This is a genomic window from Tissierella sp., from assembly GCF_032104385.1.
Classification (GTDB): domain Bacteria; phylum Bacillota; class Clostridia; order Tissierellales; family Tissierellaceae; genus Tissierella.
Map to the genome: position 1 here is coordinate 249102 of NZ_DAMCHJ010000002.1, position 24471 is coordinate 273572.

Below are 24471 nucleotides of genomic sequence, written 5' to 3' on the forward strand. Positions count from 1 at the left end.
ACTAAGATATAATTGTTAGTTCTTGTCCTATTTCTTTAAGACTATCTAATCTTTCAGATAATGTTTGAATGGACTTTGCCTGCTCTTGAGTTATTACATTACATTGTTCAACGTTATGATGTACATACATTACAGAATCTTTAAATTCCTTAAGCATATTATCTATATTTTTTGTTGATTTATTGGTTTCATCTGCTAATTTCCGAATCTCTTCAGCTACAACTGAAAATCCCAATCCTTGTTCACCTGCACGAGCAGCCTCTATAGCAGCATTAAGTCCTAATAAGTTACTTTGCTTAGCTACCATCTGAATAACTTCTAATATTTCAAAAATACCTTTCATTTCTTCTGTAACCTTTAAAGCAATATCAGAGGATTCCTGACTTGAAGCAGCAAGCTCTTCTGAGGATGCTGTTAACTCCTCTACAAAAGAAACCGACTGTTCTAAATTTAAATAAAGCTGAGATAATACATTCTCAAATTTACGTGTTTTTTCTCTTTCTCTTTCACGTTCTCGTTCCTGAGCTTGAGCTATTTTCATAGCATCTTTTATAGCTCGACTTACTGCCAAAACATCAGATTCTAAAAGATCTACAGTATAACCATGTTCTTTAGCTACTGTATATCCACCTTTATCCCCTGTAATTGAAGTAACACCTATTTTATTCAATTCATCTAGTATATTTGGTATGTCATCAAGTGTATTCCATGGTCTCACATATATAGACACTTCTCCTACAACAAAATCAGAACTATCTATCTCTAAAAATCCTTCATGAGCTACAACCCCAACCCTAATTGCTCCGCTCTTTGTTAAACGTCCCACTGCTTGCAACATCTCGTCAATGGTCATAGTAATTCCAACTACTGGTACATCAGTATGTTCCCTCAGTAAATCAACCATAAGACCTCTACTGATCATAACATCAACATTAGGATTAGCTTCTACTACCTCTGGAACTTTTTCAAAACTTACTACTTCAATAGGAAAAGATAAATTAAGTTTATGCATTGATTGCTTAGCCACCTGAGCCATACCAGGGGTTAAGGCCACAAAGAAAATTGATTCCATTATTTAACCTCCAATTATCTAAAACACTAGATTTTTTTGTTGATCTTTTAGACAAATGTTAATGACCTCTACTAATGTCTAATTTGTGACAAATTTAGAAAATATAACCTTGTTTATATCATCATTATATCATTTTTTTACAAAAGTTCTAGTAAACTTATAAATAATTTGTGTAATGTGCTAAAATGATAAAGAGTTTATTAAAAGATTTATAAATTTTCCAAAATATTCTCACTCAAAAGTAATCTGTTCTAAAATTTCCTTTGCTTGATTATAATTAGATTTTTCTACTAGGACATCAGTTCTATATGGTGAATCACCACTAATTATCCTCATATATCCCCCAGCACCATAATCCTTTACAATGTAAGGAATATTATTATCATCTAATATACTTTTGATTATTCCCAATTCAAAATTATTGTTAGTGGTTCTTAAAAGAACTAAATCAATTTCATTCGATTGTTTATTCTTTTTGGCATTTTTTCTCTTAAACATAATCTCTCCTCCTATAATTATTAATTTATATATTGTTTTCCAAACTTCTTCTTTTCCAAAATAATTTTTCTATAGTGTTATATTAAATAATACCTAATACAAAAGATTATAGAAATTTGGATAATAACATATCAATAATATAGTCTTTCCTATAGTAATATCTTCATCAATTTCATCTAAAACTTAATTTTCTATATTCATCCATATCCATCAATCATTAATGCTATACAGATTATACTCCATTATTAGATATACATTAACATTATATATATGGGAATCACTATTAACATTAAACTAATGCAACATGCTACTGTATATTTTTCCGTCTGCCTCCCTTCTTTAATAGCTTTTATAGCCCCAATTAAATTAATCACAAATATAATTGGGGTAACCCAAATTGTATAAAATCCAATTCCTGCTATAAATTGCATTTCTTCCCCTCCTATTCTTTACATATAATATAAATGATATATCTGAACCATTTCTAATACTATTCTACATTTTTCCTCCAATTCCTTCCCATTTCAAAATATTTTTATACTTCAACCCATAATAAGCTAAATATAAAAGGCTATAGTAATCAAATGATTACTATAGCCTTTTATTCTCCTTAGTTAATTCTATAATTCTTTAATATTTGTCAATGTATTTGTTATTGGTGGAACTACTTGTTTTTTTCTTGAAAGTACTCCTGGTGCATAAAATGAGTTGTTAACAAGGCTTTTTCCAAATGCCTTTGCCACTAATTCTTTGTTATGCCCCACCACTACCATTTCCGAAGCCTCTTTGAATATATCTGTTAACATCAATATAAATATAGAATATCCTCTTTCTTCTGCTCTTTCTTCCATTAATGATATTAAGTCACATTTCATATCCTTTAGGCTATCTGGATCCATAGTATATACTTGAGCAATCCCTATCTTATCTTCATCTATAGTAAAAGTTTTGAAATCTTCACTAAGTAATTCCTGAGGTGTTTTTCCAACTAAGGAAGTACCTGCTTTAAACATCTCCATTGCAAATTTCTCTACGTCTAAATCTGCTATTCTTGCCAATCTTTCCAATATCATTCTATCAACATTAGTTGATGTAGGAGATCTAAATAATAAAGTATCGGATATTATAGCTGCCGAAAGTATTCCTGCTATTTTTTTTGAAGGTCTTCTTCCATTTTCAAATAATATGGAGGCTATTATAGTAGATGTACTTCCTACAGGTTCATTTCTAAAATATATAGGATTCCCTGTAAATACATCTGCAACTCTATGGTGGTCAATAATCTCTAGTATTTCACATTCTTCTAAGCCATCTACTGATTGGCTGCGTTCATTGTGATCAACTAAGATTACTTTCTTCTTCATACTAGATATTAAATGATATCTGGATATTAAGCCAACTACTTTATTGTTATTATCATCATCTATTACTGGGTAAGATCTATATCTTGTTTGTGACATCTTTTCCTTTACATTGTCCACTAAATCATCAAGAGTGAATAACTCTAAATTATCCTTTGACATCACATGGCTAACAGGAATAGATTGAGTTATTAATCTAGAAGTAGTAAATGTATCATAGGGAGTAGCTATTATAGTTATACCTTTTTCTCTTCCTAGAGTTATTATATCTTCATCTACTTTAATATTCCCAGTTACAATCATTAAAGAAATACTGCTACTTACTGCTAGTTCCTGTGCATCCTTTCTATTTCCGCATATAACTATATCATTTTCCTCTATATATTCTCCTGCAGATTTAGGTTCCATAGCTAGAACCAAAATCTTACCTGTAAGAGGTTTTACTTCATTTGGAATTGTAATTATCTTAGCAGACAAAGTATCTACAATATTATCTATAGAAGTGCCTGATTTCCCTAAAATGCCGTTATCCCATACATCTATATATGATCCTATTATATCTGATATTGTTACAATACCTGCTAGTTGCTCATTCTCATCTATTACAGGAAGACTGTTCAAATTGTTTTTCTTCATCAATTCTAAAGCCATACGTAATGATATATCTGGACTAATGGGAGCGATTTTATCAAAATCTAAGTCTTCAACACTTAATCTCACAGTTTCTAGAAGGATAGGCATTTGAACTCCAAAATATTCTAAAATAAACTGTGTTTCTCTATTTATTTCTCCAAGCCTAACAGGAATAGCATTAATATCTCCATTGGCATTTTTATATTCTGCATAAGCTAAAGCCGCACATATTGAGTCTGAATCAGGATTTTTATGACCTGTTATATATATTGTTTCTTTCATATTTTCCTCCACTATTGTTTATCTTTAGTTCATATTATACCACTAAAATATTAATATTAAATGATAAAAAGCTGATGCAAGACATCAACTTTTTATATCTCTAATTCATTATAATCAAAAATAATCCTTTCTCCATCATTTATAACTATACAAGGTAATCCTACTCTTCCAGATTCCTTAACCTCTTTAAATTCTTCATAATTGTCCCTATACTTCAAAAACCTTTTTAAATTCATCATACCTTCTGAAATATCTAAATATAAAAACTTAATATCATGACTTGAAAGATACTCTTTCGCAGGCTCACAATCTGGTCAATATTTACTTCCAAATACAATTATTTTTTTCATTTGCATCTCTCCTTACTTAAATTATTAATTCTATCTATAACCTGTATTTTAACATTATTATACCTTATAGTTTTATATTTTTGAACCCTCATTCTTCCTTTTATTCTTCTAAATAAAATAACTATCATTTTAGTGTCAAACACCAAAATGATAGTTATTAAATTTATTTAGCTGCATTTTGTCCAGCAATTCTGCCAAATACTGTGATATCAGCAAGTGCATTGCTACCTAATCTATTTGCCCCTTGAACTCCTCCTGTTACTTCTCCTGCTGCATATAATCCTTCTATTACATTTCCTTCTTTATTTAATACTTGAGCCTTTGTATTGATTTTTATACCACCCATTGTATGATGAACAGCTGGAGTTGCCTTTAATATATAAAATGGTCCAACTTCTATAGTTGAAGGTAAGCTTCTTTTATTAAATTCTGGATCCTTTCCATCTGCTACATACCCATTATATTTATCAACAGTTTTTTGTAATTCTACTGCATCTATTCCAAAGAATTCAGCAGCTTCTTTGATAGTATCTGCTTTTACTAATAAATCATTTTTATATAAGTAATCAAGTTCTGGTTCATGGTTTTCTTGTAATTTACTTGCTTCAAATCCATTTTGGTCAATTAATTCGTAACATACATGTCCTGTCTGAGCTTTAATAGCCATAGACATTACATCACGTCTGCCTAATTCTTCTACAAATCTTTTGCCTTCTTTATTTACAATGACAGTATGTCCATATAACCTTGCATCATCATAATAAAGCAATGTACCTGTTAATGGATCACATATTGGATACGTCTGAATATATTCCATACCTACTAAATCTGCACCGATTTTTTCAGCCATTGAAATACCGTCTCCTGTACTGCCTGTTGAGTTGGTAGATAAAATTGTTTCGTCTATATCAGGATTGTATTTCTTTCTCATCTCAATATTGGAGCCAAATCCTCCTGATGCTATGATTACTGCCTTATTAGTATTGAAAGTATAATTTGCTTTTTCACCATCTGCCTTTACTCCAACAACCTTTCCATTTTCATCTACAATTAAATCAGTTGCTTTAGTGTTTAAAAGAACGGAAATCCCCATACTTTCAGCCTTAGCTAATTGTTTAGTTATTATTTCCCTACCACTAGCACCTTCTGGGACTAAACTTCTTTTAACTGAATGTCCTCCAAAGAACATTAACTCATCTTCCCAAACAACTCCAACTTCATCTCTTAACCATTCAGCACCAGCTAGAGCATTTTCTGCTAACACCTTAACTAATTCTTCATTTCCCTTATTATCTCCACCTTTTAAGGTATCTTGAATATGAAGCTCTATACTATCTTCAATGCCTTCTTTTTTCTGTAACCAGTTATTTGAACAGGCATATTCTGCACCTGATATCAAGGTATTTCCACCAGCCATAGGCATTTTTTCTAAAACTATTACATCAGCTCCTGCTGCTTTAGCTTCTATAGCTGCAGAAAGTCCTGCTCCACCAGCACCAATTACTACAATATCATGAGTTTCCGTAATTTCTTCCTTACTTTCACCATTAGCTGTAGCATCTATCTTTTTCAACATATCCGATGTTGCACCTGCTGCTTTCAATGCTGCATTTACTGCCTCTAAAAATCCATTGGAAGTAAAAGTACATCCTGAAACTCCATCTACCTCAAGACTATTTTGTGATATAATACTTTCTGTTAATGTTTCCATAGCAGTATCAAATCCTGGTGTTTCATTATGGCTTAGTACTTTAATAACCGTAATCCTATCATCTGCAATTGTTACTTCAACTTTTATCTCTCCACCTTTACCTGTACCAACACCTTCATATACACCATCCTTTATAGATGTTGCAGTGTTTCCATTATTTACCTTTTCACTCTTATTACAACCTACCAAACCTATTACCATAGTAGCTACTAATAAAAATACTAAAAACTTTTTCAACTTTTGTCCCTCCTATTTATGTTAACTTATTGTTTATATTGTTATTAGTTTAACACAGATATTCCTTTTAGTATTTACACTGATATGTCTATTTTTGCACTTTAAAATACAGTATTTAAAAATATGAAAAAATCTTATATAATAATTATTAAGTTTAAATGTCTAAATTAAAGGTGGAAATCATGTCTTTACGTTTAAAAATTATCTTAGTTTTTGTTTTATGTATAATACTTACCTTTTCTCCTCTATTATTTATATTGGAAACAAAAGTTAAAGCTTTAAACATGGAACAACTTGAACATCAAACTTTACAATTAATCGATTCAAAGTCAATTGAAATTGGTTCTTGGCTAAATCAACGAATAAGTGAAATAAGAATTATACATGAATATGTTTCAACTAATGAATTTAATTTAATGGCTTCAAGACTTTATTTGACTCGATTAAATAAAGTTTTAAGTAAACAATATGGAAATTTAAATGAAACATTTGCAATAGGTGCTTTAGATGGATATGGATGGATAAATGATAATATTACTATTCATGTATCTAATAGAGATTACTTCAATAAAGTAATGTCCTCAGATGTAGAATATGTTATATCTAAACCATTAGTTTCTAAATCTGATAATACTCCTATTTTTATTATTTGCTATCCCATTATAAATGATAAAAATAAAAAAATAGGATTTATTAATGGTGCTGTTAATTTAGAAAAAATTTCTGAAATAGCAAGTAGTATTGATGTCTATAATGGATTTTCTTGGATTATGAATAAGGATATGGATATTTATTCTATTTCAAAGGATATTTTGACTAACAAATATATTTCTGCTGAAGAATTAAATAAAATAATTAAGAAATCTAAAGAAATAAACTCTGGAACAATTTCCTTGAAAAATATATATAATAAAGATGCAACATTGTTCTTTTCCTCTATTCCTTATACAGAAGATTGGATATTATGTACTATAATAGAAAATAATTATATTCATGCTCAAACTAACAATATAATTAACTTAGTCATTATTCTAGGAATAATCTTGTTATTCTTTTCTATTTTACTTGCAATTATTATTTCTGGTACTCTTGTAAAACCAATATATAAATTAAAAAATCATATGGTAGAAGTGTCCAACGGAAACTTAGATTCCTATTATGAAACTAAAAATAATGATGAAATTTCTATTTTAGGTAAAGTTTTTAATCAAATGCTTATGGATATAAAAAAATTAATAAATCAAGTATATAAAGTCCAAACCCAAAAAAGAAATGCTGAGTTAAGAGTATTACAATCTCAAATAAATCCCCATTTTTTATATAATACACTAGATACAATTCAGTGGAAAGCTTTAGAGTATAAGGCCTTTGACGTTGCCGATATGATTAATTCTTTATCAATATTTTTTAGAATATCCTTAAGTGATGGAAAAGAATTCATTACAATATCAGATGAAATAGAACATGTACGCAATTATTTGGAAATTCAAAAAACACGTTATAAAGATAAAATTAGTTATAGCATTAACTTAAATGAATCAATTTCTCAAAATTTAGTACCTAAAATGATTATACAGCCTTTAGTAGAAAACTCTATTTATCATGGACTAAAGCTTAAAAAGCAAAAAGGAATTATTAATATAAATGTATTATCTGAAAATGATTATATTATTATAGAAGTTATAGATAATGGTATAGGTATGGATCATAAAATGCTTGCTACAACTAAAGATAATTTATATAATTCTATTGAATCTGAGCATTATGGATTGTATAATATCAACGAACGTTTAAAGCTTACTTTCAAAGATAAATATAATATTGATATTGACAGTGAATTTGGAAAAGGAACTAAAGTATTGTTAAAGATACCAAAAATAAGTGAGGGATTTCAATGTTTAGAATAGTCATAGCTGATGATGAAGAAATAATACGCAATGGTTTAAAAAATTTAATTGAATCTTATGATTTGGATTTATCAGTTGTTGGAACAGCTCAGGATGGAGAAGAAGCTCTACAGTTAGTCAATATATACCAACCTGAAATTATTTTAATGGACATCAATATGCCCTTTATCAATGGTCTTGAAGTAATAGAAAAGGTTAAAGAAATTGACCCTAATTCCAAGATAATTATTATATCAGGATATGATCAATTTGAATATGCACAGAAAGCATTAGAACTTGGAGTATTTAGTTACTTACTTAAACCTATACAATATAGAAACTTTAAAAATATTATTGTTAAAGCCATGGACTCCTATTGTGAAAGAATGTGGGAAATAAATAAATTGAAGGAAATAGATGGTGATAATATTAGTCAAAAATGTGTTGGAAATCAAGCAATTAATTATATAAAGGAAAATTTTACTAGAAATGATCTAACATTAAATCTTATAGCTGAAAATTTGCATATAAGTCAGTCCTATCTTACTAGATTAATAAAACAAAAAACAGGAGCCAACTTCACTGATTACCTTAATAAACTAAGAATTAATATGTCTATAAATCTTCTATTGGATAAAGATAAAGACTATACAATACACGATATTTCAAATATGGTTGGTTACAGCACCCAGCATTATTTTAGTAGAGCTTTTAAAAATTATATGGGACTTTCACCTAATCAATATAGAAATAAAAATTCTATTAAGCATTAAATTCTCGGAAATACTTCAGCTTTCATTATTTTTTCAATAACAGCTGATTTATTTCCAATTCATATCTATTACCACAATTTAAATAAAAACTTCTAAGCTTCTTTAAATTTTGTAGTAGTAATCTTACCATCTACTTTACTTAAAGTTTTAACTTTCAATGTTGGATTGATTACATCAAATTGTGCTATAATATCTTCAAATATTTTAAATTCTTTTCTTTTAATTACAACTTCTATTTGATATCTCTTTTTCTCATCGTTTCCTCCAACAAGAAAGTTATTAACTGTATATCCTGTTTCTCTAAGTTTCTTTGCTATTTCCATAACCTTGTCTTTATCACTTAAAAATAAATCTACTTCTAAAATTCCCAAAGCTAATCTATCTTCAATTTTACCACCTATATAAACTCCCGCCGTTCTTCCTAAAGCATATGCTACAGTAAATTGAATACCATCTGAGCTAGTGACCTTACTAACAATAGTTGCAAAAATCATGGCATCTGCAAAAACTAATAAATAAACTGGATTCATAATTTTTTTAGACATTAATATTGTCTTTAGTGTTGCTAAAATATTTGTAAAAGCAGTCACTAAAAACAAACCTACAAGTGCAAATATAACATTTATTCCCATTTAAACACCTCCTTTTTAATTTTTATATCACAAAAACTAATATACAAATTGTATATTAGTTAGCAATTAATTAGTCGTATTCCTATTTAATAATCCAAATGGAAAATTCAAGATTGAATAAATCTGATACCCTTTCGGGACATATAGGGATAAAGCAAATGGTTCATAGCTAAAAATCACCATTATAACTTTAAAATAAAGATAAGATTGATGTAAAAATTATTTTAAATACTTTAACTAAGTTCCAACTATTAATCTAACCATATTAGTATACTACATATCTTAATTATTTGCAAATTACAATTTGTTTTTACATCTCATTATTTTATATCAAATATATATTGTATAGAATTATCATACTTTATATAGAAAAACACTTAAAAAAACTGTTGACATTATCATATTAAAGTGTTATCATCTTTTTTAATATTAAAAATGCTTTGATGGAGAGAAAGATATCTAAACTTATTTACAGAGAGTTGGAAAGGTGAAAACCAACATTAAGAAGATATGTAATATTCACTCCTAAGCTGATTCGTTAAACCCATTCTGCAAGTAGACGAATCCGAAAGCCCATCGTTATAGGGGATAGGACTGTTAGGTCTGATTGAGTGATGACTTTTTGTCATAATTAGGGTGGTACCACGGAGATATAATCTTTCGTCCCTATAAATATATAAAATTATATTTATAGGGATTGAAAGATTTTTTTTATGACCTAATACAACGAAGGTTGTGAGTTAATGTAGGTCAAAGGCAATGAGCACCAACCTTAATGTAGAATTTATCATGGGAGTGCCAGTTAGGGCCGAATCTATAGAAGCTTATCCAGTGAATAGATTTGAGTTGCGAAACTGCGTGAGGTTATTTAAGAAAATTCTAATTATCTAATTGCATTCAATCTATGCCAATTATCCTATAAATCCTATTAATTACATTACAAGGAGGATAAAAAAATGAAAAAAAGTAAGATTAGTAAATTAGTATCTTTAGCAGTAAGTGGTATAGTACTTTTATCAGGTTGTAATTCAAATGTAAGTAAGCCAAATAGTGTATCTGAAGAAAAAATATTTAGAATTGGAATCAGCCAATTAGCAGACCATCCAGCACTGGATGATGCTAGATTAGGTTTTGAAGATGGATTAAAAGAACTTGGAATAAATGCAGAAATAGACTACCAAAATGCACAAGGAGATATTCCTACTACAATGAGCATATCTCAAAAATTTGTAAGAGATAAAGTTGATTTGATTTATGCTATAGCAACACCAGCAGCCCAATCTGCAAAGCAATCTACTAATGATATTCCTATACTATTTAGTGCAGTAACTGACCCTGTGAAATCAGAAATAGTTACAGATTGGAAGAATGTTGGTGGCAATGTAACTGGAACATCTGACATGGCTCCTACAGATTCTCAGTTAAAAATGTTTAAAGAAATTGACCCTAGTATAAAAACTATTGGTATATTATATAATACCTCTGAAGCAAATTCTGAAATTCAAATAGAAGAAGTAAAAAATCTAGCTCCAAATGAAGGTTTAGAAATAATTACAGTTGGAATAAGTAATGTTAATGAACTTCCTCAGGCTATAGATTCAATATTAAACAAAGTTGATGGTATTTATGCTCTTAGTGATAATCTCATAGCTTCTTCTGTGGAGTTATTATCAAAAAAACTTATGGATAAAAAAATCATATCTGTTTGTGCAGAAGAAACCCAAGTAAAAGGAGGATTATTGGTAACAAATGGACTTAGTTATTATGAGTTAGGTAAACAAACGGCTAAAATGGCAAAAGAAATACTTGTAGATAAAAAGCATGTTTCTACTATACCAGTCGGTGTAGCAGAAAAAACTATAACAACAGTAAATATAAAAACTTTAGAAGCATTAGAATTAGATATAAATCTTTCACTCTTTAAAGATGCTATAAAGATAGAAGAATAACCTAAAAATACAACTTAATATTTTCAACTATACTTATAAGAAAGACATCTATGATCTATAGAGGCAACTTCTCTTAAACATTCCATAAGCCGCTTCCATGAAATTAGAGATTTCAGCTGCCTTCTATAGGAAACCATCAGAGATTTTTAAATTTTTTCAAAAAAGGTATTGACATTACTACAATAAAGTATTATCATTTTATCTAATATTAAAAAATGCTCTGATGGAGAGAAAGATATCATTGATTATTTAAAGAGAGTTGGGAAGGGTGAAAACCAACAATAACAAGATATGTAATATACACTCCTGAGCCGATTTGCTAAAAGGTTATCCAAGTAGGCGAATCCGAAAGCCCATCGTTATAAGGGATAAGACTGTTAGGTCTGATTGAGTGATGACTTTTGTCATAATTAGGGTGGTACCACGGAGATATAATCTTTCGTCCCTATAAGTATAGTTAAAAACTATATTTATAGAGATTGAAAGATTTTTTTTATGACTTAACACAGAAAATTAAGTTAGGTTAAATTTAATTGGAAAACTACGTGAGGTTACTTAACCAAATTTAAATTGTCAATTCTCAATCGTCAATTCAAATTGAGGAGGATAAAAAAATGAAAAAAAGCAAAATTAGTAAATTAGTATCTTTAGCAGTAAGTGGTATAGTATTTTTATCAGGTTGTAATTCAAATGTAAGTAAGCCAAATAGTGTATCTGAAGAAAAAATATTTAGAATTGGAATCAGCCAATTAGCAGACCATCCAGCACTGGATGATGCTAGATTAGGTTTTGAAGATGGATTAAAAGAACTTGGAATAAATGCAGAAATAGACTACCAAAATGCACAAGGAGATATTCCTACTACAATGAGCATATCTCAAAAATTTATTAAAGATAAAGTTGATTTGATTTATGCTATAGCAACACCAGCAGCCCAGTCTGCCAAACAATCTACTAATGATATTCCTATACTATTTAGTGCAGTAACTGACCCTGTAGTTGCAGAATTAGTAGATTCAATGGAAAACCCTGGTGGGAATGTTACTGGAACATCAGATGCCAGTCCAATGGATAGACAATTACAATTATTTAAGGATTTAGATAGTAATATTAAAAAAGTTGGAATCATTTTTAATACCAGCGAACCCAATTCCCAAGTCCAAGTTGAAATGGCAAAAGATTTAGCACCTTCCATAGGTCTAGAAATAGTAGAAATTGGAATATCTAGTATATCTGATATGCCTCAGGCAATAGATTCAATAGTTAAAAAAGTTGATGGCATCTATACTATAACTGACAATATGGTAGCATCTGCAATAAATATAGTTTCTGAAAAGGCTATATCAAACAAATTAATTACTGTTGGTGCTGAAGATTCTCATGTTAGTGGTGGTATTCTTGTTACTGATGGAATTAGCTACTATGAGTTAGGTAAACAAACTGCACAAATGGCTAAGGAAATCTTAGTTGATAAAACTTTACCTTCCAATGTTCCATCACAAACTGCTACTAATACTAAAAAGGTTTTTAATATGAAAACATTAAAGGCTTTAGAAATTGATGAAAATAATGAAGTATTTAAAGATGCTTCAAAAATTGATTAAAAATTGGAGTGATATATATGAATTCATTAATTATTACATCGTTAGAGCAAGGACTTATATTTGCAGTCTTAGCTATGGGAGTATTCTTGACTTATAAGGTCTTAGATATAGCAGACCTTTCTGTAGAAGGAACATTCCCTTTTGGGGCATTCATATTTGCTAAGTTTATATCTATGGGAATTAATCCAATAGTTAGCACCTTAATGGCTTTTTGTTTTGGAACCTTAGCTGGATTACTTACGGCAACACTCTTTACAAAACTAAGAATAAAACCTTTGTTGTCAGGTATATTAACTATGACTATACTCTATTCAGTAAATTTAAAAATAAATGGAAAATCTAATTTCCCATTATTTAAATATAATTCAATTTTTGATTTAGGCCCAACTTTATTGGTATTAATCATAATTGTATTGTTGATAAAAATTACACTAGATCAATTTTTAAAAACTGAAACAGGATATTTACTAATTGCAACAGGAGACAATGAATCTCTTGTAAAATCTCTTGGAGAAAATAGTAATAAATATAAGGTATTAGGATTAATGTTAGCTAATGGTTTAGTAGCTTTAAGTGGTGCTTTAATGGCTCAGATCCAAGGCTTTGCAGATATAACTATGGGAAATTCCATTATAGTAATAGCCCTTGCTTCAATTATAATAGGAGATACTATAAAAAAGAATTCTAACAAAATAAAAAATACAACAAAAGTAATATTGGGAGCAATAATCTACAAAATTATTGGTGGAATCGCTATAGATTTAGGTCTAGATCCCAATGATCTTAGAGCTATAAATGCAATAATTGTAATAGTATTTCTATCCTATAATAATTTTGCAGCTGATTTATTTGAAACTATGAAAAACAAAGGAGGTAAAACAAATGTTGAAAATAGTAAACCTATCAAAGAATTTTAATAAAAATACAGATAATGAAATAAATATATTTAATAATTTTAATTTAGATATAGAGAAAAATAAATGTACAGCAATTATTGGTTCTAACGGTTGTGGAAAATCTACTCTTCTCAATTTAATAGGAGGAAGCATCTTAGCAGATAAGGGACAAATAATATTGAATGGAAAAAGTATTGAAGGACTAAAAGAAGAGCAACGAGCAATCCATATAGGAAGAGTATATCAAAATCCATCTATGGGAGTATCTCCTTCCCTTACTATATTGGAGAATATGTCCTTAGCAGATAAAAAAGGAACAAAATTTACTTTAAGAAAACTTATAAAAAAGAATAATATAGATAAATATATAGAATTATTAAAAGACCTAGATTTAGGTCTTGAAAACAAGTTAAATACCAAGGTAAAGTTTCTATCTGGCGGACAAAGACAGTCTCTATCTTTAGTAATGGCTGCTATGAAGCATCCTGATTTGCTCTTGCTTGATGAGCATACAGCCGCATTAGACCCTAAAACCTCTAATGTTGTAATGCAAAAAACCAAAGAGTTAATAAGGAAAAACTCTATGACAACTATAATGATTTCTCATAATATGAAGGATGCCATAGAATATTCAGATAGAATAATAATGTTAGATAAGGGTCAAATAGTATTAGATAAGCCAAGTATAAATGTAACAGAGAAAGAATTATTTGATATCTACAGGGAAAAGCTTGTGGAAAATGTAGCATAAATCATTAAACCACTCCTTCTTATTAAATAGCAGGAGTGGTTTATAATTTTTTACTAAGGTGTTTTTAGCAACTCTGTTACTGCACTCTTTCCTGCCCCTCCTAGACCATCAATTCCAACAATTATAGTTTTTCCCGAGTTATATTTGCCTATTATTTTATTCAATAATTCTTCCATTTAAGATTATCTCCTTCTAACATAAAAATTTCTTAGCTACCAAGTAAATTCAGATTGAAATTTATAGAGTCTTTCAATTTAGCACATTATAACATAAACATTTTAAATATTATCTGAATTTTTTTAAAAAACTTCATATAAATATTACTTTAATAAATTTAAAAATGAGATTATAGCAAATCTATAACCTCATTTTTAATCCCCTCTTATTCTACAAATCTTTTCAATCTATTTAATTCAAATGTCCATTCAGGAGTTCTGAGCTTTTCTTTATCTTTTATTGAATACCACGGACTTATTTCTTCATTCATAGGATTAATAAGTATCTGAGTCTGTTGGGCTGGCATATATGATTGGGCAAGGATAAATATCTTTTCATCATTATTATTTATAGCCATATCTACAATAATAACCGCATGACCTGGGCTTCCTCCAATAATAAACACATCTCCGATTTCCATTTCCTCTATGTCAATAAATTCTAATTCCTTTTCCAAAGACAAAGTGCCAGAGTAGGCAAAGACCATGTCCATAAATTTTCTAAAATTCTCATAAGTATTTGATGGTTCTACAGCTTTGTAATAGCTTACATTGTTTCCATCAACCTTAATTCTATATCCTTCCATCCACTTCTTATATTCAGCCTTAAATCCTGAAACGAAGTTAAAACTAATATCCTCATATTTACCTACTGAATAAAGATACTCTGCCCTTAAAAGCATAATAGCATCTGCACATTGATGAAGATCCCTATCTCCTATCTCAACATCTATAACACTATCATAAACACCATTTTTATTTTTCTCTCTGCCATTATAGTATAGAACCTTTTCACCATATGGCTTTAAACTTTGATTTCTCAAAAATTCTTGAAAGCTATTTTTTTCTACTTCTATTCTTTTATATCCTTCTAAAGTTAAGTATCTTTCCTGTATTGTATTGCCATTTTTATTAAGATAATTAATTTGCTTGTTACTCTCAAATTTTGTTGAAAACTCTGTTTCTAATATTATATCCTTCTTTGGTAAACTATTAATATTAAAGAACCTCCAATATATTATAAAAATTAGAGAGCCTGCTATTATAAATATTGCTATTAACCTTTTATTCAACTAATTCACCCCTAGCAATATTATTTGATAAATAACATATAAAAAGTATATCTTAATTTAGTTCTCATCCTGCTCTTCACTTTTTTATTTATAATATTCTATTAATGCATTATATACCCCTTCATGAACAGCACCACGAACTATATAGTAAATAATTCCAGGAAATATAAGCAAACAAAGAATATGCACTCTATCACCTCTTTACTCAACATTATCCATTAATATAATCGAGTATCTCAAATAACTCATTATAGTTATTTAACTTATCCTTGTCCTCCACCTTCAATCCTGAATTATAAAAGGTGATATTACCATTTCCTTCATTCAAAGCATTCATATTTCTTAAAAGCCCTTTTAAATGTTTTACAGTACCAAGATTTCCATCAATTATATTTGTATCTGCTGGAAGTATTTTTCTAAATACATCTTTATAAAAAGAAAAGTGAGTACATCCCAAAACGATAGTTTCGTACTTATTTAGATCATATTTAAGTAATTCTTCCTCAAGATAAGGCATTACCTCTTTTTCATTAAACTCAAATCTTTCTGCAAACTCAACTAATCCTGGAAGTGGTAATAAATCAACAATATGATCATTGTCTAATTTAGTAATGAGATTTTGAAGTTTTTCTTCCTTTAAAGTCAAAGCAGTTGCAGTTACTAAGACTCGTTTATCTACATTCTTATTTTTTTCAACAGCAGGCTTCACAGCAGGTTCCATTCCAATAATTGGAATATTATATTTAGCCCTCAATTCTTCAATAGCAACACTTGTAGCAGTATTGCAAGCAATAACTATAGCCTTAACTCCCTGCTCTATTATAAACTCTATAGCATTAAATATATATTTTTTAACTTCTTCCTTCGTTTTTTGCCCATATGGAACATTTATTGTATCTGCATAATATATATAATCTTCATTAGGTAATATTTTTAATGTATCATATAATACAGTGATTCCCCCTATACCGGAATCAAAAAAACCTATTTGCATTTTATCCCTCCAATAATATAAACTAACTATAAATTTTATATGAAAATAGTATATTTTAAAATAGGCAGATATTATACCTGTCATTAATCTATTACTATCTTGTTTCTTCCTGTGTTTTTTGCATCATATAATCTCTTGTCCGCTTTACAAACCAAACTTTCTATTGATAAATTTCCTTTATCAATTTCCAATACATCACATATTCCGCAGCTAAATGTAATTTTTATCTCTTTATCCTCATATGCAAAAGTAGAGTTTCTCACTTCTTCTAGAATTCTCTTAATTATCTTTGCCGATGTTTTCTTCCTTATGCCATGTAAAATTAAAATAAATTCTTCGCCTCCATATCTGCCTGCTATATCATATACTCTGATACCTGAGGTAAGGATTTCTGAAAACTCTTTTAATACATAGTCCCCTGCCTGGTGCCCATAAGTATCATTTATATCCTTGAAAAAGTCCATATCAATTATTGCCAGGGAAAATCCTTCCCCATTTCTTTTAAATATTTCTAGACATTGACTTAATCTTTCAAATATATATCCTCTATTATATAAATTGGTCAAAGGGTCTCTTATTGAGGTTTGTTTTAGCTTTTCTTCCAGATATTTCCTCCGTGAAACATCCTGTTTAACTCCTAAAAAATTTACTATCTTTCCTTCATTATCAATTATAGGTGTAATTCTAGCTTCTTCATAATAAATGGTACCATCCTTTTTTTTGTTAATCAAGTCTCCTTTCCAGTTCTGGCCTCCAATTATAGTTTCCCACATATCCTTGAATACCTCATCTGAAATTAATCCACTTTTAAGGATTCTTGGATTTTGTCCAATTACCTCTTCAAAAGAATAGCCCGTTGTCTGTTCAAAAGCTGGATTACAATATTGAATATTACCATCTATATCTGTCATTATAATAGATACAGCTGCCTGATCAATAGCTGCAATGAGTCTTAACTTTTCCTCATCCCTTAAAAAATCAATATTATTTTTTCGCACCACAATATCTCCCCTAAATAAATGGTTTTCCTCCCATTTTAAATATATCCACTTTTTCCAACCTACAAGAGTACTATATTTATTATTCCTTCAATATTAACCCCTTATTATATGAATCTTCAATCATATTCTGAACAAAATCCCATAATTCATCTGACGAATTCTTAACCGGTGCTATTCTTTTATAAATATCCTCTTTAGCCACGTTAAACTTTTTCCAAGTCCCCCCGTTATTATGGTAATTATTTAGCATTGGCTGAAGTCTATCCATAGATGCTGCAAATAATGCTTCCGTAGTTTCCATCTCTTCAAACTCATCCCATAATGCTCTTAGATCTCTACCTTTGTCTTCATCCAACATCCCAAATATTTTCTCTGCTGCTAACTCCTCTCTTTCCTTTTTATCTTCATTTCCAGCTTTATCGTAGCAAAATGTATCTCCAGCAAATATTTCTACTAAGTCGTGAGTCAGTAACATTTTTATTACCTTGCATATATCTACCTTTTCATTGGAATATTCTCCTAAAATCATTGCCATTACAGATATATGCCAAGAATGTTGGGCATCATCCTCTCTTCTTTCTCCACCAATTATACTTGTTTGCCTCAAAATAGATTTCATTTTATCTAACTCTACAATAAATTTTATATCTTTTAATAATCTTTCATTTATCATATCTTTATCTCCTATTATCTGGTTGTTTTTTTATCTTCATAATTGAATTAATTATTACAGCTGTTATAGGTCCTAGTACAATACCTATTGGCCCCAATATCATAGATCCTAGTATCGTTGCAATAAATGTATAAATAGGTCTAACTCCAATCTCTTTTCCTACTACCTTTGGTTCTGCAAGTTGTCTTAATATAACCAGAACAACATAAAGAGTTGCCAAATCTGTGCCTATCTCTTTATTCCCTATTAGAAAATTAATTATAGCCCAAGGTAACATTACTATACCTGCACCCAATACAGGAATAATATCTAATATGGATATTCCTGCTGATATTAATATAGAATATTGGACTTTTATAGCAGTTAGACCAATACTAAGAATTATAAAGGTTATAAACATTAATGTAGCTTGAGCTTTCATATAACCCTTGATACCTTTTCCAGTATCATAGATTACTTGTTTTAGAAAATCTTTTTTATTATGCATCTTTAATCTCCTCAATTTGCTAACCTAATAATTCTATTATATGAAATTATATCATAGCTATACTGCTTGTAAACAAAAAAGCTCTAAAATATTAAATATTTCAGAGCTTTTATATATTATACTGATTCTAATAATTCTCTTACATAGGTTGGTAGCATAAATGCTCCTTGATGAATTTGAGAGTTATAATATTTAGTTTTTAGATTAAGACTCTCCCATTTTTCAGCCTTATGATCTTTCGTTGGATGCAGCCCTTTAGATGCAAATCCAAATAGCCAATGTCCAGATGAATATGTGGGCATATGAAATTGATATACTTCACAAACATCAAAGATTTTCTTTAATTTACCATGTGCCTTTAGCATTTCTATCCTATATTCTTCAAAATATGGACTCTCATGTTGATTAATAAGGATACCATTTCCATTTAATGCCTTATAACAATCTTTATAAAAGCTCATGGTAAATAATCCTTCCCCTGGTCCAATTGGATCCGTTGAATCTACCAATATTAAATCATAAAAATTTTCTTTGATTTTTACAAACTCTACTCCATCTTCAAAATATAAGGTAACTCTTCTATCTTCAAGCTTAGACGAGGTTATTGGTAAATATTTTTGACATAGCCTTACTACTCGTTCATCTATCTCCACCATATGAATTTGTTCGATACTATTATATCTTATTAATTCTCTTACTGTACCACCATCTCCCCCACCTATTACAAGTACATTTTTAATATTAGGATTTACTGCCATGGGAACATGAACTATCATATCATGGTATATAAACTCATCTTTTTCATTTACCATCATCATACCGTCTAATGTAAAAAATTTTCCAAAATCATAAGAGTCAAAAAAATCGATTTTTTGGAAAGGTGTTTTCTCTGAATATATGGGCTCCTTCACTTTTATTGAAAGCTTACAACTTTCTGTATTCCATTCATTAAACCATAAATCCATTTTACAACCTCCTTAGAAATTTCGACCATAATATATTTCATGCATTTCCTGATTTAATTTATTTAGTATATCATTTTTTTCATTTTCATTCAAATCTTCAGCTTTCATCTCAAATAAATAGTTGTCAAGATTTAATTCTTTTAATATCATTTTTGTATGAAATACATTTTCTTGATATACATTGACATCGATACTATTATATAAGTTTAAATTTTTTGAAGATATAAAGTCTTGTATTGAATTAATCCGATGATCTTTAAAATGCTTGTTTCCATTTATATCTCTTGTAAATCCTCTTATGCGATAATCACAAATTATAATATCCGAATCAAAATTCTCAATTAAATAATTTAGTGCATTAAGTGGTGATATTTCTCCACATGTTGATACATCCACATCTACTCTAAATGTCATTATTCCTTTATCAGGATGACTTTCAGGATAAGTATGAACTGTAATGTGGCTTTTATCTAAATGTCCCACTACATGCCTTGGTGTAGGTATCAAGGTACCTAGATTACAGGATGGATCTACTGAAACAATTGGTATAGCTTCTTCTGTAATTAATAGATTCACACTAGCACCTTGAGGTTCATAGTCTTGCTTAGCAATGTTTAAAACATTGGCACCTATTATTTTAGTAATTTCTACGAGTATTTCTGTTAATCTAGTTGAATTATATTGTTCATCAATATATTCAATATACCTTTGTTTGTCTTCTGGTGTCACAGCATAACAAACATCATAGATATTAAAACTAAGTGTCTTAGTTAGGTTATTAAACCCATATAGCTTAAGCTTTTCCATTTCTTACCCCATTTCTAAATATCATATGCGGCTTTTGCCTTATACAATTTTACTTTATTTATCTATTTATGTCTATAGTTTATCTTTTTAATACTAAACTCGGTACTCACATTATCTTTTTCTATGAATAAAATATAATGCAAATAATTTTTAGGAGGGATAGTATGTTACCACTTTTAGGATGCCATAATATACCACAAATCATTGAATTTGTCTATGATACAATTGTGGATGAAGCCACTGCTGCCGAATTCTATTCAAGATTATTAAAGGAAGCACCAAATGATTTACACAAGGAATTTATTCATCATGCTATGGAAGATGAGTTAGATCATTTAGAAAAATTCACTAAACTCTATTGCTATCTTACTGGGAATTTACCACAATATATGATAACTCCTGTTAGCTTCCCAAATTATAAGGAAGGAATATTGATGGCATTAAAAGATGAATTGGCAGCAGGAGAATTTTATAGAGATGTCCAGCTCTCTACTACAGATCAATTTGTTAGAGATACATTCTATTATGCAATGGTTGATGAATTAGAACATGCAACTATGTTCAGTACCATATATAATACTCTTTAAATTTTGAAGGCGTATAAAATATTTTATACGCCTTCAAAATTTTTTAGTATATTTCATAACATATAATGGCAATTCATATTAGAATATTTTTTACATAAATTTAAGAAACTATATTACTAAGGTATAAATTTTATTTTATATATGGAGGTTTCTATGAATAAATTTAAATTAACTATTCTACCTATTAGTTTATCTATATTATTGTCAACAACAGTTTATACTGCTAATAATAGCTTTGATTATCTAAAATTTAATAATCTTTTTTCTAATACCAATCAGAATCCAGAGCTTATGATTAATAAAAGAAATGATCGATATGATATTCCTGAAACATCGGGGCAAATAAGTAATATGCCCTGGAGAAATGATAATGATTTTTTAAAGACCAAGGAAAAATATAATACTCCTATTCTTATAGCAGGTTTTTGTGCTGTACTTAATAATCCCTTACCAGGTGAGGAATATAATGTTAATCTAGCCAGCCAAAAAGTTAAAGGTCAAGTAATAAAACCTTCAAAAATATTTTCTCAAAACTCTGCCATAGGCCCTTATACTAAGCTTAAAGGTTTTAAAGAAGGTGCCTCATATATAGGAGGTAATATTATAATGACAGAAGGTGGGGGAGTATGTAAAATTGCCACAACCCTTTACAATTTAGCAGTATTATCTAATCTTGAAATTATAGAAAGGCACAATCACTCCATGCCAGTTAACTATGTACCTTATGGCCAAGATGCAACTGTTGCTTATGGTGTAAAAGATTTAATATTTAAAAATACTACTGAAAATTCAATATTGATTTGGGCAGAGATGATTGGTAATAGATTGTATATGGGATTTTACGGTAGTAAAAAACCTCCTAAAACAGAATGGAATCATGAAATTAACAACATTACGAAACCATCTATAAAATATATTAAAAATGAAAATTTAAATCCTGGGGAAACAAAAATTGTATTAGGTGGAATGGATGGAGCTACAGTTAAATCTACTCTTACAATATTTTATGGTGATGACCATTATATTATAAAAAATATGGGAATTAGTAAGTATCAACCATTACCAAAAGTAATAGAAACTAATTAATTATTAAGGAGGAATTTATATGAAAGAGAATAAGAAAAGTCTAAATACCAAAACAGACTATACATCAGCAACAGGTTCCTATAAAAATCATAAAGACCCCGATTTTGGATATTCACCAACAGATATATACTATAATACTGAAGAAAAGATACCAGATTCTGGGGTTTCAATACCAACCTATGATGCTGTAATAAAAGCGAAAGAATGGGTAGATGATATAAATAAAAAGTAATGTCCAATTTATTTTTTATGATAATTTCTATATATTATGACATACTAATTCTATAGATATATGAAAGGATGATAGTATGGAAAATCCAAGAGCTATGGCTGAAATACTTAATCAAGCTAAAAAAATAGAAGAAAATAATTTTTCTAATATGGAGCATTTTACAAGTATTAGTATGTTGCTTAGTGCTAATGATTTAGGAAATACAAAGGATAAGGAACTATCTAAAAAATTTGACAAACTAAATAAGCAGATGGAAGATATAAATAAACTAACATCAGATTTATTAAATGATTTAGCAAGTAGACATAATTAAGAGAAGGCAAAGGATTCCCTTGCCTTCTCTTAATTATGCTTTTATCATTAAATTTATATATTTTATAACAGATTTTAGGGAACCTCTAATTATTCTAAAAATATTGTTTATCCCATATCTATGAATCATCTTTGTATTTTTATTTATAAATAAATTTATATATAGATTTGTCTTTAATAGCTCATAGTAATATCGTCGTAAACTCATCTTAGATGGCTTGATTATTACCTGTCCAAAACTCCACTTCTCATAATCTTCTTTATTATAAAGCAATCTATTTTCATATTGTTTATACATTGGTAGATTAGGAAAGGGAGTCAAAGGACTAATAGAGGATATCTGTGGTCTTAGTTCTTTTATAAATGCTCTAAATAATTGGAAATCTTTTTTATTCCAATCTGGGTGAGCCATAAATGAAGCCCATGCATCAATTCCCAACTCTCTAAGTATAGTAGCTGTCTTATAACTATCTTCTATAGTAGATTTTTTTCGATACTTTTCCATCTCCACTTCATTAAAAGTTTCGTATCCAACAAGAACAGCCTTTAAACCTAACTCAACAAATTCCTTAATAACATCCTTATATTCTATTATTCCTTTCACAGAACCATATACTATATAATTCTTTTTTAAGTCTAATTCTTTTACAAGCTTAATAAATGTTTTAATTTTTTCTTCACTGGCAAAAAAGTCATTATCTATAAACATTATAGTTGGCTCTTTAATCTGTACTAAATCTTTTTTAGTTATATCTAAATCAATTAATCTTTCTTTTACTCCTTCAATCCTCCATCTAAGGCAGAAATCACAAACCTTTTCACATCCCATACCAAATTCCATAATAGCTGCAGGTTGATATCCAAAGTATGAATATTCATTACGATATTTTGCAGTTGAAGCTCTATCTGGAAGCAAATATTCATTGATACCTTTTTTGCCTGTAGGTTTATAGTTTAATACTCTTGATCTAATACCATCTATAGGAATGACTTTCTCCTCTATTGATATTACGTTGAAAAACTTCTTTAAATTTTCTCTTTGAGTATATTCGAAAATATGATCTACTGCACCATGTATAAAAGCTTCTGGATTAAGATAACTTTGTGTGCCCCCTATAAAAGTTATTATCCTTTCATCTACTCTCTTAGCTTCAATACATAATTCAATAACCTTATTTACATCTATACATAAGCTTGTTATCCCTAATATATCAGGTTTATATGAGTTTAGTTTCTCAGTTAATTCCATAGTTTCAACCATCATATCAAAGATTTCAACCTCATAGTCATCCTTTATTACACCATAAATCATTTCAAGACCTAGAGGTTCTGAAAACATAAAATCACTTACAGTTATTGCCTGTTTAATTCTTGGAGGTCTAACTAACAATATTTTCATATACT

The 24471-nt window shown here is 29.2% G+C and carries 25 protein-coding genes, 1 pseudogene and 2 other annotated features; of the genes and pseudogenes, 10 read left to right on the forward strand and 16 right to left on the reverse strand.

Translation table 11 applies throughout. The features are described 5' to 3' along the window. Position 1: 1 nt before the first annotated feature. From RT714_RS03180 to RT714_RS03205, 6 genes and pseudogenes are all read right to left on the reverse strand, one after another. Positions 2-1072 (reverse strand): PrpR N-terminal domain-containing protein, encoded by a 1071-nt coding sequence (locus RT714_RS03180; protein WP_313756162.1) that lies wholly within the window; start codon positions 1070-1072, stop codon positions 2-4. A 231-nt stretch (positions 1073-1303) separates the two neighbouring features. Continuing rightward, positions 1304-1570, reverse strand: a complete 267-nt coding sequence (locus tag RT714_RS03185) for a DUF2007 domain-containing protein (protein ID WP_313756163.1) — start codon at positions 1568-1570, stop codon at positions 1304-1306. A 245-nt stretch (positions 1571-1815) separates the two neighbouring features. Beyond that, positions 1816-2001: a hypothetical protein gene (locus RT714_RS03190; protein WP_313756164.1), complete on the reverse strand. Its 186-nt coding sequence runs from the start codon at positions 1999-2001 to the stop codon at positions 1816-1818. Positions 2002-2190: 189 nt separating this feature from the next. Next, positions 2191-3846 (reverse strand): putative manganese-dependent inorganic diphosphatase, encoded by a 1656-nt coding sequence (locus tag RT714_RS03195; protein ID WP_313756165.1) that lies wholly within the window; start codon positions 3844-3846, stop codon positions 2191-2193. Between the two features lie 92 nt (positions 3847-3938). After that, positions 3939-4148, reverse strand: a pseudogene (locus RT714_RS15910) (glutaredoxin); the annotation flags it as partial. Positions 4149-4359: 211 nt separating this feature from the next. Continuing rightward, positions 4360-6144 (reverse strand): flavocytochrome c, encoded by a 1785-nt coding sequence (locus RT714_RS03205; protein ID WP_313756167.1) that lies wholly within the window; start codon positions 6142-6144, stop codon positions 4360-4362. Positions 6145-6326: 182 nt separating this feature from the next. On the opposite strand from RT714_RS03205, the gene RT714_RS03210 reads away from it, so the two are divergent. Together RT714_RS03210 and RT714_RS03215 are read left to right on the forward strand one after the other, a co-directional pair. After that, the gene (locus RT714_RS03210; protein WP_313756168.1) at positions 6327-8051 is read left to right on the forward strand and encodes a sensor histidine kinase; all 1725 of its coding nucleotides are present in this window, start codon (positions 6327-6329) and stop codon (positions 8049-8051) included. Then, a complete protein-coding gene (locus RT714_RS03215; protein ID WP_313756169.1) occupies positions 8039-8803 on the forward strand; it encodes a response regulator in 765 nt (254 codons plus the stop codon). Before RT714_RS03210 ends, RT714_RS03215 begins: the two co-directional genes overlap by 13 nt. A gap of 92 nt (positions 8804-8895) precedes the next feature. On the opposite strand, the gene RT714_RS03220 is transcribed toward RT714_RS03215, so the two are convergent. Continuing rightward, entirely contained in the window at positions 8896-9435 is a 540-nt protein-coding gene (locus tag RT714_RS03220) for a DUF5698 domain-containing protein (protein WP_313756170.1), read from the reverse strand. A 431-nt stretch (positions 9436-9866) separates the two neighbouring features. Next, positions 9867-10106 (forward strand) — a binding site (T-box leader). Between the two features lie 285 nt (positions 10107-10391). On the opposite strand from RT714_RS03220, the gene RT714_RS03225 reads away from it, so the two are divergent. From RT714_RS03225 to RT714_RS03240, 4 genes are all read left to right on the forward strand, one after another. Beyond that, the gene (locus tag RT714_RS03225; protein WP_313756171.1) at positions 10392-11384 is read left to right on the forward strand and encodes an ABC transporter substrate-binding protein; all 993 of its coding nucleotides are present in this window, start codon (positions 10392-10394) and stop codon (positions 11382-11384) included. 211 nt (positions 11385-11595) lie between these two features. Beyond that, positions 11596-11834 (forward strand) — a binding site (T-box leader). A 164-nt stretch (positions 11835-11998) separates the two neighbouring features. Then, on the forward strand, positions 11999-12988 hold the full coding sequence (locus RT714_RS03230) for an ABC transporter substrate-binding protein (RefSeq protein WP_313756172.1): 990 nt from the start codon (positions 11999-12001) through the stop codon (positions 12986-12988). A gap of 17 nt (positions 12989-13005) precedes the next feature. Further along, the gene (locus tag RT714_RS03235; RefSeq protein WP_313756173.1) at positions 13006-13905 is read left to right on the forward strand and encodes an ABC transporter permease subunit; all 900 of its coding nucleotides are present in this window, start codon (positions 13006-13008) and stop codon (positions 13903-13905) included. Beyond that, positions 13871-14635: an ATP-binding cassette domain-containing protein gene (locus RT714_RS03240; protein WP_313756174.1), complete on the forward strand. Its 765-nt coding sequence runs from the start codon at positions 13871-13873 to the stop codon at positions 14633-14635. The genes RT714_RS03235 and RT714_RS03240 overlap by 35 nt, the downstream gene beginning before the upstream one ends. Before the next feature lie 53 nt (positions 14636-14688). Here RT714_RS03240 and RT714_RS03245 read toward each other — a convergent pair whose 3' ends face one another. The 8 genes from RT714_RS03245 to speD form a co-directional block, all read right to left on the reverse strand. After that, the gene (locus RT714_RS03245) at positions 14689-14811 is read right to left on the reverse strand and encodes a hypothetical protein (protein WP_313756175.1); all 123 of its coding nucleotides are present in this window, start codon (positions 14809-14811) and stop codon (positions 14689-14691) included. Between the two features lie 206 nt (positions 14812-15017). Beyond that, the gene (locus RT714_RS03250) at positions 15018-15923 is read right to left on the reverse strand and encodes a DUF4846 domain-containing protein (RefSeq protein WP_313756176.1); all 906 of its coding nucleotides are present in this window, start codon (positions 15921-15923) and stop codon (positions 15018-15020) included. Between the two features lie 211 nt (positions 15924-16134). Continuing rightward, entirely contained in the window at positions 16135-16917 is a 783-nt protein-coding gene (gene murI, locus RT714_RS03255; protein WP_313756177.1) for a glutamate racemase, read from the reverse strand. Positions 16918-17000: 83 nt separating this feature from the next. After that, on the reverse strand, positions 17001-17918 hold the full coding sequence (locus RT714_RS03260; RefSeq protein WP_313756178.1) for a diguanylate cyclase: 918 nt from the start codon (positions 17916-17918) through the stop codon (positions 17001-17003). A gap of 79 nt (positions 17919-17997) precedes the next feature. Then, positions 17998-18591 carry an HD domain-containing protein gene (locus tag RT714_RS03265; protein WP_313756179.1) on the reverse strand — a complete coding sequence of 198 codons (594 nt, stop codon included), beginning with the start codon at positions 18589-18591 and terminating at the stop codon, positions 17998-18000. A gap of 4 nt (positions 18592-18595) precedes the next feature. Next, the gene (locus tag RT714_RS03270; RefSeq protein ID WP_313756180.1) at positions 18596-19093 is read right to left on the reverse strand and encodes an AI-2E family transporter; all 498 of its coding nucleotides are present in this window, start codon (positions 19091-19093) and stop codon (positions 18596-18598) included. Between the two features lie 101 nt (positions 19094-19194). Beyond that, on the reverse strand, positions 19195-20043 hold the full coding sequence (gene speE, locus RT714_RS03275) for a polyamine aminopropyltransferase (RefSeq protein WP_313756181.1): 849 nt from the start codon (positions 20041-20043) through the stop codon (positions 19195-19197). Positions 20044-20055: 12 nt separating this feature from the next. Continuing rightward, complete coding sequence (gene speD / locus RT714_RS03280; protein ID WP_313756182.1) at positions 20056-20850, reverse strand: adenosylmethionine decarboxylase; 795 nt, start codon at positions 20848-20850, stop codon at positions 20056-20058. 164 nt (positions 20851-21014) lie between these two features. On the opposite strand from speD, the gene RT714_RS03285 reads away from it, so the two are divergent. The 4 genes from RT714_RS03285 to RT714_RS03300 all read left to right on the forward strand — a co-directional run bounded on the left by RT714_RS03285 (position 21015) and on the right by RT714_RS03300 (position 23068). Next, positions 21015-21437, forward strand: a complete 423-nt coding sequence (locus RT714_RS03285; protein WP_313756183.1) for a ferritin-like domain-containing protein — start codon at positions 21015-21017, stop codon at positions 21435-21437. Positions 21438-21590: 153 nt separating this feature from the next. After that, complete coding sequence (locus RT714_RS03290; RefSeq protein ID WP_313756184.1) at positions 21591-22523, forward strand: VanW family protein; 933 nt, start codon at positions 21591-21593, stop codon at positions 22521-22523. A gap of 19 nt (positions 22524-22542) precedes the next feature. Then, positions 22543-22755, forward strand: coding sequence for a DUF3787 domain-containing protein (locus RT714_RS03295; RefSeq protein WP_313756185.1), 213 nt, complete (start codon positions 22543-22545; stop codon positions 22753-22755). Positions 22756-22831: 76 nt separating this feature from the next. Continuing rightward, positions 22832-23068 (forward strand): hypothetical protein, encoded by a 237-nt coding sequence (locus RT714_RS03300; RefSeq protein ID WP_313756186.1) that lies wholly within the window; start codon positions 22832-22834, stop codon positions 23066-23068. A 33-nt stretch (positions 23069-23101) separates the two neighbouring features. Here RT714_RS03300 and RT714_RS03305 read toward each other — a convergent pair whose 3' ends face one another. Continuing rightward, positions 23102-24466, reverse strand: a complete 1365-nt coding sequence (locus RT714_RS03305) for a B12-binding domain-containing radical SAM protein (protein ID WP_313756187.1) — start codon at positions 24464-24466, stop codon at positions 23102-23104. Between the last annotated feature and the right edge of the window lie 5 nt (positions 24467-24471).